This window comes from Aggregicoccus sp. 17bor-14 (genome assembly GCF_009659535.1).
Classification (GTDB): domain Bacteria; phylum Myxococcota; class Myxococcia; order Myxococcales; family Myxococcaceae; genus Aggregicoccus.
The window spans coordinates 39,809-53,264 of record NZ_VJZZ01000019.1; the positions used below are offsets into that span (position 1 = coordinate 39,809).

The 13,456-nt window shown below is 74.7% G+C and carries 10 protein-coding genes; 6 read left to right on the forward strand and 4 right to left on the reverse strand.

The window, feature by feature from the left end; translation table 11 throughout:
* Positions 1-97 precede the first annotated feature (97 nt).
* From FGE12_RS26805 to FGE12_RS26820, 4 genes are all read left to right on the forward strand, one after another.
* The gene (locus tag FGE12_RS26805; protein ID WP_194798312.1) at positions 98-2,488 is read left to right on the forward strand and encodes an ABC transporter permease; all 2,391 of its coding nucleotides are present in this window, start codon (positions 98-100) and stop codon (positions 2,486-2,488) included.
* Between the two features lie 130 nt (positions 2,489-2,618).
* Positions 2,619-3,296 carry a trimeric intracellular cation channel family protein gene (locus FGE12_RS26810; protein WP_153869472.1) on the forward strand — a complete coding sequence of 226 codons (678 nt, stop codon included), beginning with the start codon at positions 2,619-2,621 and terminating at the stop codon, positions 3,294-3,296.
* Positions 3,297-3,298: 2 nt separating this feature from the next.
* Complete coding sequence (locus tag FGE12_RS26815; RefSeq protein WP_153869473.1) at positions 3,299-4,564, forward strand: amidohydrolase; 1,266 nt, start codon at positions 3,299-3,301, stop codon at positions 4,562-4,564.
* A gap of 78 nt (positions 4,565-4,642) precedes the next feature.
* Positions 4,643-4,951, forward strand: a complete 309-nt coding sequence (locus tag FGE12_RS26820) for a hypothetical protein (protein WP_153869474.1) — start codon at positions 4,643-4,645, stop codon at positions 4,949-4,951.
* On the opposite strand, the gene FGE12_RS26825 is transcribed toward FGE12_RS26820, so the two are convergent.
* Positions 4,929-5,189 (reverse strand): hypothetical protein, encoded by a 261-nt coding sequence (locus FGE12_RS26825; RefSeq protein WP_153869475.1) that lies wholly within the window; start codon positions 5,187-5,189, stop codon positions 4,929-4,931. The two genes, FGE12_RS26820 and FGE12_RS26825, sit on opposite strands and share 23 nt — an antisense overlap.
* Positions 5,190-5,221: 32 nt before the next feature.
* A complete protein-coding gene (locus FGE12_RS26830) occupies positions 5,222-7,933 on the reverse strand; it encodes a hypothetical protein (protein ID WP_153869476.1) in 2,712 nt (903 codons plus the stop codon).
* A 77-nt stretch (positions 7,934-8,010) separates the two neighbouring features.
* Here FGE12_RS26830 and FGE12_RS26835 point away from each other — a divergent pair, with 77 nt between their 5' ends.
* Together FGE12_RS26835 and FGE12_RS26840 are read left to right on the forward strand one after the other, a co-directional pair.
* Positions 8,011-9,753 carry a hypothetical protein gene (locus tag FGE12_RS26835; RefSeq protein ID WP_153869477.1) on the forward strand — a complete coding sequence of 581 codons (1,743 nt, stop codon included), beginning with the start codon at positions 8,011-8,013 and terminating at the stop codon, positions 9,751-9,753.
* Positions 9,753-11,015 carry a hypothetical protein gene (locus FGE12_RS26840; protein WP_153869478.1) on the forward strand — a complete coding sequence of 421 codons (1,263 nt, stop codon included), beginning with the start codon at positions 9,753-9,755 and terminating at the stop codon, positions 11,013-11,015. The genes FGE12_RS26835 and FGE12_RS26840 overlap by 1 nt, the downstream gene beginning before the upstream one ends.
* A 2-nt stretch (positions 11,016-11,017) precedes the next feature.
* On the opposite strand, the gene FGE12_RS26845 is transcribed toward FGE12_RS26840, so the two are convergent.
* Positions 11,018-13,153 (reverse strand): TonB-dependent receptor, encoded by a 2,136-nt coding sequence (locus tag FGE12_RS26845; protein WP_370459160.1) that lies wholly within the window; start codon positions 13,151-13,153, stop codon positions 11,018-11,020.
* 43 nt (positions 13,154-13,196) lie between these two features.
* The gene (locus FGE12_RS26850; RefSeq protein ID WP_153869479.1) at positions 13,197-13,334 is read right to left on the reverse strand and encodes a hypothetical protein; all 138 of its coding nucleotides are present in this window, start codon (positions 13,332-13,334) and stop codon (positions 13,197-13,199) included.
* Positions 13,335-13,456: the final 122 nt, after the last annotated feature.

A 13,456-nucleotide genomic window follows, 5' to 3' on the forward strand; every position in this document is an offset into this window, starting at 1 on the left:
GGGCCTGTGCACGGCGGGAAAAGGAGGGAGAGTGGCCCTGGCACGCGCTTCGCTAATGGGCGGGCCCCGCTCACCCCCTCTCTTTGGAGACTGCCCGATGGAGTCGCTCCTACAGGACCTGCGCTACGCCGGGCGCTCGCTGCGCCGCAGCCCCGGCTTCACCCTGGCGGCGGTGCTCACGCTGGGGCTCGCGCTGGGGGCGAACACGGTGCTCTTCAGCGCCGTGCACGCGCTGCTCTTCGAGCCGCTGCCCTTCCCGCAGCCGGAGCAGCTGGTGCGCGTGTTCGACGTGCAGGCGAACGAGCGCGAGGCGAGCGTCTCCGAGGCCGAGGCGCTCGCCTGGATGGAGGACACCACGGCGGTGCAGGCGGTGACGGCCATCACGCGCGGCAGCGTGAACCGCACCGGCGGCGAGCTGCCCGAGCGCCTCGCGAACGCGCGCGTCACGCCCTCCTTCTTCCGCGCCGTGGGGGCGCCGCTCGCCGCGGGCCGTGGCTTCGAGCCGGGCGAGGAGCGCGCCGGCGCCGCGCCCGTGGCCGTCATCGCGCACCCGCTCGCCACGCGCCTCTTCGGCTCGCCCGAGGCAGCGGTGGGCCAGTCGGTGTGGCTGGACGGCGTGCCCACGCGCGTGCTCGGCGTGATGCGCGAGGGCTTCTTCCTCGGCGACTCGGGGCGCGAGGCGCAGGTGTGGCAGCCGCTCGACCTGAACGCCACGGGCGAGGAGGTGCGCGGCCACCACTACCTCACGGTGCTCGCGCGCCTGAAGCCCGGGGTGAGCGAGGCGCGGGCGCGCGAGGTGCTCTCCGCGCGCAGCCGCCAGGTGTGGGAGGGACAGCTGTCCGCGGGCGAGCCGATGCACGGCGCCTGGGCCGTGTCCTGGCAGGCCTACGCCACGCGCAACGCGCGCCCCGTGCTGCTCTCGCTGTGGGCGGCGAGCGGCTTCGTGCTGCTCATCGCCGCGGCGAACGTGGCGAACCTCCTGCTCGCGCGCGCGTTGGGCCGGCGGCGCGAGGGCGCGATCCGCGCGGCGCTGGGCGCGAGCCGCCGGCGCCAGGTGCAGGCGGCGCTGGTGGAGAGCGTGCTCCTGAGCGCGATGGGCGGCGTGCTGGGGCTGCTGCTCGCGCTGTGGGGCACGGACGTGATGCGCGGCGCCCTGAACATGCCGGCGGGCGCGCCCGGCCCCTCGGTGCAGCTGCCGATCGTGCTCTTCGCGGCCGCGCTCTGCCTCGGGGTGGGGGTGCTCTTCGGGCTCGCCCCCGCGCTGGAGACGACGCGCGGGCCGCTGCTGCCGGTGCTCGGCGCCTCGGGCACGGGCTACACCGGCGCGCGCCACCCGCTGCGCGCCGCGCTCGTCGTCGTGCAGCTCGCGCTCGCGGTGGTGCTGCTCGCGGGCACGGGCCTCATGCTGCGCACCCTCTCGGCGCTCGCGGACGTGCGGCTGGGCTTCGAGCCCGAGGGCGCGGTGGCCACGGCGCTGCAGCTGCCCAAGGCGCGCTACGCGGACGCCGCCTCGCGCCAGGCGGCCTGGGACCGCGTGCTCTCCGCCGCCGCGAGCCTGCCGGGCGTGCAGGCCGCGGGGCTGGTGGAGAGCCTGCACCTGGGCGGCAGCACCACGCGCACCAGCTTCGGGCTCAACGGCGCGGAGGACGACGGCTCGCGCGTGGCGGAGTACCGCAGCGCGAGCCCGGGCGCCTTCGCGGCGCTGAAGGTGCCGCTGCGCCAGGGCCGCCTCTTCACGCAGGCGGACCGCGCGGGCAGCCCCCCCGTCGCCGTGGTGAACGAGGCCTTCGTGCGCAAGTACCTCGCGGGGCAGTCGCCGCTCGGCGCGCGCCTCGCCATCTACGAGGGCGAGCCCCCCCGCGAGGTGGTGGGCGTGGTGGGCGACGTGCGCCACGTCTCGCTCACGCAGGAGCCTGCGCCGGCCATCTATGTGCCGGTGCTGCAGACGGGCAACGCGGGGAGCTACCTGCTGCTGCGCGCCGCGCCCGCCCCCACGCTCGCGCAGGTGCGCGAGGTGCTGCGGCAGGTGGACCCGGAGCTGCCGGTGGAGCGGCTCGAGCCGCTGGGCGACACGGTGGCCCGCGCGCGCAACCGCCAGGCGACGATGATGCGGCTGATGGGCGGGCTCTCGGTGCTCGCGCTGGCGCTCGCCACGCTGGGCGTCTGGGGCGTGGTGTCCTACGGGGTGCGCCAGCGCACGCGCGAGCTGTCCATCCGCCGGGCGCTCGGTGCGCCGAGCGGCGCGGTGGTGCGCCTCGTCGTCGGGGGAGCGGCGCGGCTCGTCGGGCTCGCGCTGCTCGCGGGGCTGCCCGCGGCGGTGGCGCTCGCGCTCGGGCTGCGCAGCCTCCTGTACGGGGTGAAGCCCCTGGACGTGCCCACGCTGCTCGCCGTCGCGCTGCTCATGAGCGCGGTGGGGCTCGCGGCCGCGTGGGTGCCCGCGCGCCGGGCGGCCCGCGTGGACCCGGGGCTCGCGCTCAAGGGCGAGTGACGTCCCTGCCGCCGGCCGGGCGGACGGCGGAGGGCCCGGCCGGGTGCTCGCGTGCTCCTCGCGCCGCCCCCGCATGGCCATGCTCGTGCTGCCCGCGGCTCGACTCGCGGAGGCAGGCGAGAGGCGTCACATGGTCGATGTCGCCGACGAGGTCACCCGAGTCATCCCCGGCTTCCTGCGTGCGCTGGACCTGCTCGGCGTGCTGGCCAACGCGCTGCTCGGGGGCGTGGTGGCGCGCCAGCACCGCTTCGACGCCGTGGGCTTCGGGACGCTCGCCTTCCTCTCGGGCCTCGGCGGAGGCGTCATCCGCGACGTGCTGCTGCAGCAGGGCCCCCCCGTCGCCCTGACCGACCCCGCGTATCTCGCGACCGTGCTCGGGGGCGCGGTGGTCGCCTTCCTCATCCCCATCGATGGACGGCTCTGGCAGCGCCTCTTCCCGCTCGCGGACGCGCTGGGGCTCGGCTGCTGGGCGGCGGCCGGAACCGAGAAGACGCTGCTGGTGGGGCTGGGCTGGCTGCCGGCGGTGCTGCTCGGAACGGTGTCCGCCGTGGGGGGCGGGGCGGTGCGCGACGTGGTGCTGCGCCGCGTGCCGGCCGTCTTCGGGGGCAATACCCTCTATGCGACGTGCGCGCTGGCCGCGAGCAGCCTCCTGGTCCTCCTTCGCGCGTGTGGTGTGACGCGCGGGGGGCCCTTGGTGTCCACGGTGTTCGGCGCGGCGCTCTACCTGGTGGCGCGCTGGCGCGGATGGACGCTGCCGGCGGAGCTGTCCATCGGCCGCACACGCAGAAACGGACCCGGAGAGGAGTGACCATGAGCGCTTCCACATCGAAGGTCTCCACCGTGCTCGGAGGGCTGTCGGCGGCGCGCGCGGGCCTCGAGGACGTGTACCGCGACCTCCACCAGCACCCGGAGCTCTCCCACCAGGAGCGGCGCACGGCGCAGCGGGTCGCCGAGGGGCTGAAGCGCGAGGGCTACGAGGTGCACGAGGGCGTGGGCGGCACGGGCGTGGTGGGCGTGCTGCGCAACGGCGAGGGCGCGACGGTGCTGATGCGCGCGGACATGGACGCGCTGCCCGTGCGCGAGGCCACGGGCCTGCCGTACGCGAGCACCGCCGTGGCCACCGACGGCGCGGGCGCGCAGGTGCCCGTGATGCACGCGTGCGGCCACGACGTGCACGTCACCTGTCTTCTCGGCGCGGCGCAGCTGCTCGGCCGGGGCCGGCCGCAGTGGCGCGGGACCGCCGTGGCCCTCTTCCAGCCCGCCGAGGAGGCGGGCGACGGAGCGCGCGGCATGGTGGAGGACGGGCTCGCGAAGCTCATCCCGCGCCCGGACGTGGCGCTCGCGCAGCACGTGCTGCCCTTCCCGGCCGGAGCGGTGGGCATCCACCCGGGCCCCTTCCTCTCCGCGGCGGACAGCCTGCGCATCACCGTGCACGGGCGGGGCGCCCACGGCTCCATGCCGCAGGCCGCGGTGGACCCGGTGGTGCTGGCCGCGATGATCGTGCTGCGCCTGCAGACGATCGTCTCGCGGGAGGTGACCCCCGGAGAGTTCGCGGTGCTCACGGTGGGCAGCGTGCAGGCGGGGACGAAGAGCAACGTCATTCCGGACAAGGCCGTCATCGCGCTCAACATCCGCACCTACGCCGAGAGCACGCGCCAGACGCTGCTCTCCGCCATCAAGCGCATGGTCGTCGCCGAGTGCCAGGCCTCGGGCTCGCCGAAGGAGCCGGAGTTCGAGCTCTACGACCGCTTCCCGCTGACGACGAACGACGCCGAGGCCACGGAGAGGACCGCCCGCGCTTTCTCCGCCGTATTCGGCGACAAGGCCCGGACGCTCGACCGCCAGACGGCGAGCGAGGACTTCAGCGACCTCCCCGCTGCGCTCGGCACGCCGTACACGTACTGGGGCATCGGCGGGATGGACCCTGCGCGCTACGCCGCGGCCGCGAAGGCAGGCCGCATCGCGCAGGACATCCCGGTGAACCACTCGGCCACCTTCGCGCCGGTGCTGCAGCCCACGCTGGATGTGGGCACCACGGCCATGGTCACCGCCGCCATGGCCTGGCTGTCCGCCTGAACGTGCGTCGGAGCGCGAGGGAGGGGGGCGCCACCCGCCCGGAGCGGAGGAGGCGCGGGGGGAGGGGGCTGCCTCCTCGTGGCCGACCAGCTGGTGGAGCAGGGCGGGCGCGTGTTCTTCTCCGCCGAGCAAGGCCGCCAGGGCCGCCAGCTCTGGACGCTTCCCGTCGCGGTGCTCACGGACTTCACCGCGCCCGACCCTCGCTGCCCGGCGGACGTGGTGCTGGACTCGCCCGCTGCCGAGGGTGCGGTCGCCACGTACGCGCCGTCGCAGAGCGCGGAGGCGGTGCAGCTGTCCTACAGCCAGGTCTCCGGCTCCCGCTTCGTGGTGGGGACGACGGCCGCGGAGGTGACGGCCCGCGACCTCAGCGGCAACAGCGCCCGGTGAGGCGCACGGCGAGGTTCTCCTCGGGGTGGTCCCAGGCCACGAGCTGCCCCGCGTTCATGGCCGCGACGCGCTTGCGCGTGAGGGACTCGCAGTCCCAGCCCGGCAGGTCCGTCGCGTCCGTGCGCACGTCGACGAGCGCCATGTGCGCGGCGTCGTCCGAGATGCGCAGGACGATGTCCTGCGCGAGAGAATCGAGCGGGTCCGCGGGCAGGCTCTTCTTCTTGAACAGGCCGAACATGCGCCCGCCCTACCCCGTGCAGGCGCTGCAGCTCAGGGCTGCGGCGCGGGAGGCGGGGTGCTGGGCACACTCTCCACGGCGACCCGCAGCTGCGGCAGCTCGGGGCGGAAGGGATCGTCGAGCACGGGCGTGTCGCCCCGCAGCCGCTTCTTGAGGCGCCGCACCTCCACCTGCTCCTGCTTCGCCTTGGCCACGAGCACGTCGGCCTCGGCGTTGCGCTTGCGCACCTCGGCCTCGCGGACGCCCTGCAGGTAGGGCTCGCACGCGTCGCAGGGCGAGAGGCGGGTCTGCAGGTGGATGCCGGGAGTGGGAAGCACCACGTCACTCACGCCACAGGGCGCATCGAGCGCGGTGTTCTGGCCCAGCACGCGCTCGAAGTACTGGCGCAGCGCGGGGGAGAGCGTGCGCTGCAGCGGGTAGGCGAGCAGCGCGCCCTCGCGGCCCAGCGGCCTCAGCTCGATGCCGGGCAGCTCGTAGCCCCGGCTGCGCAGCAGCTCGCGCTGCATGGCCAGGGGCATCGCGAGGAACACCCGCATCCGGTAGTACTCGCGGTGCTCGTTGAGGTGCGCGAGCAGCGCCTCCTCGCGCTCGAGCGAGGCCGCCACCGTGGTGACCGGGTAGGCCGAGGCGACGGGGTCCTCGGCCGCCTCCTTCGCCGGCGACTGCACCGCGGCCACCAGCTCCTTGAGCGCCGCGGCCAGCCCCGCGTCCTGGCCGCTGAGGGACCACCAGCTGCGCAGCTGCGAGACGACCGCCGTCTTCCCACCCTGCGGCGCGGGGAAGCCCTCCTGGAGGTAGCGCGAGAAGATGCGGTCCTCGAGCGGGAGGCGCCACTTGAACACCAGCTTGTCCGGCCGCAGGTCGTCCGGGTTGCTTCCACCCAGCGCGCCCAGGAGGCTGCGCGTGGCGAGCAGCGTGTCCGAGCGGTCCAGCGTCGCCGGCGAGACGAGAAGCTCGTAGAGCGCACGGGACTCCTCGGCGAGCGCCAGCGTGTACAGCCACCGCTGCACGTCCGGCGCCAGCTTGGTGGGGTCGAAGACCGTGGCGTTGCTGTTGCCGCCGTGGTTGCCCAGGAGCGCGTCGATCCACGCCAGGGCCGTGCGGGGGTTGGCGGCGCGCAGGTCTCGCGCCGCGCCCTGCACCTTCGTCAGCGCGTCGGACACCGCGGGCGAGAGGAGCAGGGTCTTCGCGTCGCCGCACAGGCAGCGCTCGCACGCCACCTGACAGGCGAAGTCGCGTGCGGCGAGCAGCCGCGCCGCCGCGAAGCCCCCCTTCAGGGAGGCGTCCAGCAGCGCGGGTGAGAGGAGGCTCTCGTACTGCCGCAGCCGCGCCCGGTTGAAGGTCGTGAAGGGCAGCGGCAGCTCGACGAGCACGCAGGGGCGCGCCTCCGCCCGCAGGATGGTGGTGGTGATGCGGTAGTGGGACAGGACCTCGAAGGAGTCGACCGCCAGGCAGCGGCAGGTGTTGGGGTTGCGCACCCGGCGCGTCACCCGCTCCTCGCTCCCGATGTCCGAGCCCTCGCTCACCTTCACCTGCCGCGTGGCCTTGAGCTGGGCGGTGGACTTGACCACCACCTCGTGCAGGCCCGTGGTGGTGCTGCGCGCGGTGTCCGTGACCGAGCCTCCGTCGCTGAGGCCCCCGTTGACCCCCACGGTGAGCCCGTAGCCGGAGTAGCTGAGGTTGCCGCCCAGGTTGTTGCTCAGCTGGGAGGTGCGCACGAGCTCCTTGAGCACCTCGGTGGTGTCGCGCGAGGTGTCCGTGAACTCGCCGGTCGTCGTGGCCTCGGTGGAGGCGGTGTCCTCCGCGCTCGTGGTGTGCTTCTCCCAGGAGTGGACCTCGAGCGTCAGCTCCTCCTGGGGCGCGAGCGCCGCGGTGTGCAGCAGGGCGCCGCGGCTGTAGCCCAGCAGCTCCCACTCCTGCCGGATGGGCACGTAGAGGGCGACGGGGAGCGCGGCGAGCGCGGGCGCGGGGATGCCCTCGCCGGGCGGCGGCCTCGCGCTCCCGTTGGACTCGGAGACGGGCGCGGGCGTGCTGAGCGCCGCGTACTGGGCGAGCACGGGGCGTGAGGCCACGTCCAGCTCCACCGGCGCTCCGCCCACCTGCGTGCGCGTGTGCCCGGTGGCGAGCAGCTCGCGCCGCTGCGCCACGCTGAGCTTCACCTCCACGGAGCGACCGCCGCCCAGGCCCAGCACTGGACGCGCCAGGAAGGCGGGGAGGTCCGCGACGGCGAGTGACAGCGGACCGTCGTCGGCACCCGCCGCGGCCACCACCACCTCCACGTGGCGCTCGTGCCCCGCGCCGTCCACACCCCGCACCACCGCGGGCTGGCCACCGAGCAGCGCCCGGGCTGCGTCGGCGCTCAGCCGCAGGCGCAGCTGCTCCCCGTCCACCTCCAGGTGCTCCGAGGCCAGCAGGTCCGCGGCGGAGGCGACCTCCACCCGCGGCACCAGCGGCAGCAGGGACCTGCCGGGGCCGCCCTCGGCCAGGTGCTCCACGCTCACGCCGCCGCTCGCCGAGGCGTACGAGTGGAGGGTGCCGTCCGCGCGGCGGTGCAGCCCGCGGTCCACGTAGGTCGCCACGGTCGCCTTCGTGCCGCCGAAGGGGTTGAGCAGCACCGGCACGTCCAGGTCGCCGAGCCGGACGCTGAGCGGGATGAGCTGGCTGAGATCGTACCGGTCGACAATGGTGCCGACGGGCAGCGTGCGGTCGCACTCGTTGGCGAAGAGCTCGGGAACCAGGGCCATGGGCGCACCTCCCCGGGAGTTCACAAGCTAGTACCCGGGCGAAGCTCGCGAAGATTCCTGCTCTCGAGGGAAGCGCGATGGTGGACCTGCAGGAGCTCGTCGTCGTCGTACCGCCGTCCGAGCCCGGCGCGCTCGACACGGATTCGCTCGACGACGCGACCGCCGCGGCGCTCGAGGTGCCGGACCCTGCACTGGAGTCGCAGCCCGCCCCCGGCGAAACGCTCTGGATGGCGCTGCCCGTGGCCGGCACCCCGGTGCGCCTGGAGGTGCACCCGCTCGCGCTCGAGGGGCTGGTGGTGGACCGCTACTGCGCCGGCGGGTGGCGCGCCGTGAGCGAGCTGCGCGAGGCGGTGACCCAGGCGCTGCGGGCCGCGGACCCGTTCGAGGGGCGCTCCGAGGGGGAGGTCGAGCGCTCGGTCGCGCACGCCGTCGCCTTCGCGCGCCGGCTCGCAGCGGCGGTGGAGCTGCTCGAGCAGCTCGTGAAGGAGGCGCTGGTGCGCATCGCGGCGGACGCCCTGGCTGCCGCACGCGCGCGGATGGCGAAGCTCTCGCCCGTCCTGCAAGCACAGCGAGAGCGCTACGGGCTGGCGCCCGTGGAGGGGGCCGGCGGCGGCGAGGGGCGCTCCGGCAGCGACGCGCTCTACGCAGACAACCCGACCGTCGTGGTGCTCGGCGACCCCGCCCCGGCAAAGGCGCTCGCCCGCGCCGTGCAGGAGCTGGTGGCCGCCCACCGGGCCATCTACCTGACGCGCGCGGCCGAGCGCGGCTCGCAGCCGGGAGGCCTCGAGGCGGCGGGCGGAGCGCCGGGGCAGGACACCGCCTCCAAGGTGGACCCGATCGACGCGGCCGCCGAGGCGCGCATCGCCGAGGTCGAGCGCGCCTTCGTCGAGCTGAGCGGGCGGGTGACGCGGGGGCCGGAGGGCCACCTCCTCGCCCCCGCCGTGTTCGCGCTCGTGCGTGGGGAGCAGGTCTACGTGCGCGGCGAGGTGAGCGAGCAGGCCATCTGGAGCAAGGCGTACGTGTACCTGCGGGACGTGCCCCGGCTCCTCGACGCGGCCCTGCCCAAGGAGGATGGCGGCTACCCCTTCGCGGCGCTGCGGGAGCGGCTCGCCATCCCGCTCGCGGCGCTGCAGCTCGAGCGCCCGGCGGGGGCGCTCGACTCGCCCGAGCTGCGCGCCTCGCTCTGGGCCTCCGAGCGGCAGCGCGGCTACGCCTACGAGCCGCTGGACGACGAGGCGCTCCTCGTGGCCCTGCACCGCGAGTACGCGGACCGGATGCTGGCGCGACCACCGCCCCGCGCCGAGGCCTCCCAGGAGGACTCGAGCGGCGAGCTCGAGGGGGCCTTCCGCTACCGCGTGCTCACCGAGCTGCTCAGGGTCCGCGACACGCGCGACCGCATCCGGGCCCTGCAGGCGGCCGCCGGGCAGAAGGCGCAGGAGACGCTGGACCGGGTCGCCGGCGTGCTCGGCCTGCTCGGGCTGGCCTTCCCGCCAGCCGAGGCCGCCAGCGCGCTGCTCGGCCTCTACGCCGCCGCCGGCAGTGCGCTCACGGCCATGCGGGAGATCGACGCGGCGAACCGGGCCATCGACGCGCAGGCAGCGGGGGCCCTGCTGGCCGGCGACAGCGCGCGCTACGCGCTGCTCATCTCCTCGCGGCCCTCGGTGGCCGGGGTGCTCCTCGAGATGCTCGGAGACCTCGCGGCCTTCCACGCCATCGGCCAGGTGTCGCGGGAGCTGGGCGTGGGGCTGCAGGTGTTCTTCGACCTCCAGGCGATCGCGCCGAGCCTGGAGGAGGTTCTCGGCACGGGCTCGGAGGGGTGATGGCAGCGAAGGCGCGCAGGAAGCGCATCCTCGATCAGCAGCAAGCGGAGATCGGCGCAGTGCTCCTGCGCGAGCTGCGCGAGCTTGCGCCGTCCGAGCTGCGCGCGAGCCTCGCCGCCGCGACGAAGCAGGACGTGCGCGACTTCGACGAGGTGGTGCGCGAGCTGCGCAAGTCCGCGCGGCGGGAGGGCCTCAACCGCGCGCTCGCGCAGCACGTGCTGCAGGACCCGGTGTCGTCGATTCTCGGCCGCGTCGAGCGGGAGGGTGCGGCCGGTGCGAAGAGCAAGAGCGCGCGGGAGGCGAGCGCGCTCGCGGGCGCGGCCGAGCTCAAGCCGCGCTACGCCGTCGTCTCCCCCGCCACGGTGGCCCGCTTCGTCGAGGTCATCGAGGACAAGCACCCGGACATCGTGCGTGAGCTCAAGCGGCTGGGGCTGCGGACGGAGGAGGGGACCGAGCTGCTGCTGCGCATCCTCGACTACTCGAAGGAGCGCCGAGCGGCGGGCTTCAAGCGGCGCGTGCGCGGCCGCGGCGGCATCCTCTACGAGATGCTGCTGTCCTTCCAGCCGGACGTGGTGGCAAAGGAGCGCGCCGCGGCGAGCGTGAACGCGAGCGAGTGGATCCTGCGTGAGCCGGAGCGCTTCGGGACGGACAAGAAGGGCGCTCCAGCGCTCGTCGAGCGCGCGCAGGAGCGGCTGCGCGACGCGGAGGGTGCGAAGTCCGGCCTCGGGCGGGGGCTGCTGCGGGAGGACGGAACGCCCCGCTTCGGGGAGCTCGAGCGGCTCGAGGAGAACCTCTTCCTGCTGCGCCTCACGGACGTGCGGGACGAGAGTGGGCGGCTGATGAGCGACCACTTCCGCGTGCTGCTCTCCTTCTCTCGAGACCGCAAGACCCTCGAACTGGTGCCCGTGGGGGTGGGCGAGTCCAAGTTCCAGAGCAAGGTACGGGAGATCATCCCCCAGCTGATCCGCAACCTCGAGCGCGCGCAGGAGACCCTGCGCGCCTCGAACCTGCCCCACCTGGAGGGGGTCGACATCCAGGTGCGCTGGGGCAAGGCGCTGGTGGTCGTCGCGCAGTCCGAGAAGGCCGTCTCACCCCGGCAGCTCGCGGGGCTCGAGGACAAGGTGCGCGAGGCCACCGGCGCGCTGCAGCTGAAGGTGAGCGTGGCGGAGGGCGCCACCGCGAAGCAGGCCCAGGCGTCGAAGGACGTGGTGGATAAGTTCATGCGCCTCGCCGCCCTGAAGAACCTCGGCGTGGAGGAGTGAGGCTAGCGCCCCGAGCGCCAGCGCAGCCCCAGGCGGAACATCCGCGGCGCGCCCACGGTGTCCACGCCCGCGCGGCCCACGAGGTACTCGCGGTCGAAGAGGTTCTCCACCGCGCCGAACAGCTCGAGCCCGCGGTAGAGCCTGCGCCCCAGCGACAGGTCCACCAGCGCCACGCCGCCCATGCCGGACTCGTTGAGGTCGTCCTCGAACTGCGGCCCCGTCACGCGCAGCTGCGCGGTGGCGGTGACGAGGCGCGGGTCGTCGAAGGCGAGCTGCAGCGTGGCGCGGTGGCGCGGGTCCTGCGGGAGCTCCTTGCCCACCAGCGCCTCGTTGCCCGGTGCCTCCAGCACGCGCGAGTCCACGAAGGTGTACGCGGCGAGCGCCGTCCACACGCGCAGGAAGCGCGCCTCGGCGCCCAGCTCCACGCCCTGCACGCGCGCGGCCCCCAGGTTCTGGCGCTGGCGCGTGCTGCCGTCCGGCAGGGGCTCGGCGAGGGTGACGTTGGTGATGGGGTCCTCCAGGCGGTTCCAGAAGCCCGTGGCCCGCAGGGTGAGGAGCGCGAGCGGCTGCAGCTCCGCGCCCGCCTCCGCGCCGACCAGCCGCTCGGCGCGCAGGGCGTCGTTCGCCGCGGTGAGCACCGTGCCCACCTGGAAGGGACGGTAGAGCTCGTTGAGGGTGGGCGCGCGGAAGGCTCGGTACGCCGAGGCCCGCAGGCGCAGCGGCTCCGCCACGTGCACCAGCACGCCCACGCGCGGGCTGAGCTGCGACTCGCCGCGGTCCTCGAAGGCGGTGTGCGCGCTGTCGCCCGCGCGCGTGGTGAGGGTGCGCTCGCCCTGCAGGTTGCGCCAGCTGTCCACCCGCAGCGCGGCGCTCAGCTGCACGCGCTCGGTGGGCGCGTAGAGGTCCTGTAGGAACACGCCGCCGAAGAGCTGCGTGCCGCCGGCATCGCGCGCCACCGTGGCGTCCGGTGCGCTGCCCGGCGGCAGCAGCGTCTCCTCGGAGTGGCCCGCGATGCGGCGGAGGTCCAGCCCCGCCGCCACCTCGTGCGTGCCACCCAGCTGCGCTGCGGGCGCCGTCCACACGAGGCTCACACCCTCGTCGTCCGTGGGCACGCGCTGCTCGGCCGAGAGGCTCTCGCTCGCGCGTCCCGGCGCGAGCCGCGCCCGCTCCTGCTCGAAGCGCTGCACGTGCCCGAACAGCTGCAGCGCGAGCTGCCCCGCGCCCCCCGTGTCCAACTTCGCCCCCCCACCCCAGGTGCCCACCCGCACGCGCGCGTTGGTGTACTGCGTGCCGCCGTCCTGGCGCTCCTGGAAGAAGCCCGCGCGCGCATTGAGCGTGAGGGCCTGCGAGGCGGGCGCCTCGAGCTGCGCGTTGAGCGTGGTGTGGGTGCCGCCCGCGTCCGAGTCCACCGCGCCGCGCTGGGACGGAGCCACCACCGGGTAGCCCTGGCTGGTGAGGCCTTCCGTTTCCACGCCCAGGCCCACCTTGCCGAGCCTCCCCGTGGCGCGCGCCGCGAGGAAGCCCGTGCCGAAGCGGCCCACGCTCAGCTCGCCGTCGAGCGTGCTCTCGGTGAGGGGCCGCGAGACGAGCTGTACCACGCCGCCCATCGCGCTGCTCCCGTACAGCGCGGAGCCTCCGCCCGGGGCCACCTCGATGCGCTGCAGGCCGAGCCGCGGCAGCGCGCGCCAGTACACCCAGCCGCCGAAGGGGTCGTTCACCGGCACGCCGTCCAGCAGCACGAGGCTGCGCGACACGCCCGAGGGGCCGACGCCGCGCAGGTTCAGCCCCTGCGCGCTCGGGTCCGAGACGAGGCTGCTGTTGCGCCGGAAGGTCGCGACGGAGGGCAGGGTGCGCAGCAGGGCGTCGGTGGTGAGGGTGGGGCTGCGCTCGAGCTCCTCGCGCGGCAGCACGGTGACGGTGCCCGGCACGTCGCGCGCGGGGCGCGGCAGGCGCGTCGCGGTGACGGTGGTGCCGAGCGAGGGCTCTGCGTCAGGCGAAGCGCTCGCCGGGTCCTCCCCCTCCCCCTGGGAGCGGGTCGGGGTGAGAGTGCCGGGCGAAGCTGCGTCACCCTCCTGCGCGTGCGCCTGCGTCGCGCCCAAGAGCGCCAGCACCGCCACGAACCCGCGGCTCCACGTCACACGAGGCCTCCAGCTCTTCTCCCAGAGGGAGAGGGGACATTGCTCACAGCGTGTACAAATACGCGACGATGTGGCGCGCGTCCTCGTCCGGGAGGTTCATGTCAGGCATGCCACTGTCGGGCACTGCCTCCTGCTTGTGCTGGCTCCACTGCAGCAGGTTGTCCGGGCTGTTGCTCAGCACCCGCGAGATGGCCGTGCTGCCCGAGCGGGCGGGCGCTCACCCACGAAGCGGGTAAAGAGTCCCCGGCCCGTCTCGGCATCGCGCACGGTGAGGTCGTCGGAGGTCTCGTCGCTCACGTCCAC

Bases quoted from the DNA above. Each gene is read 5' to 3' on its own strand.
- FGE12_RS26805 (WP_194798312.1), top strand. From the start codon at position 98: ATGGAGTCGCTCCTACAGGACCTGCGCTACGCCGGGCGCTCGCTGCGC.
- FGE12_RS26810 (WP_153869472.1), top strand. From the start codon at position 2,619: ATGGTCGATGTCGCCGACGAGGTCACCCGAGTCATCCCCGGCTTCCTG.
- FGE12_RS26815 (WP_153869473.1), top strand. From the start codon at position 3,299: ATGAGCGCTTCCACATCGAAGGTCTCCACCGTGCTCGGAGGGCTGTCG.
- FGE12_RS26825 (WP_153869475.1), bottom strand. From the start codon at position 5,189: ATGTTCGGCCTGTTCAAGAAGAAGAGCCTGCCCGCGGACCCGCTCGAT.
- FGE12_RS26830 (WP_153869476.1), bottom strand. From the start codon at position 7,933: ATGGCCCTGGTTCCCGAGCTCTTCGCCAACGAGTGCGACCGCACGCTG.
- FGE12_RS26835 (WP_153869477.1), top strand. From the start codon at position 8,011: ATGGTGGACCTGCAGGAGCTCGTCGTCGTCGTACCGCCGTCCGAGCCC.
- FGE12_RS26840 (WP_153869478.1), top strand. From the start codon at position 9,753: ATGGCAGCGAAGGCGCGCAGGAAGCGCATCCTCGATCAGCAGCAAGCG.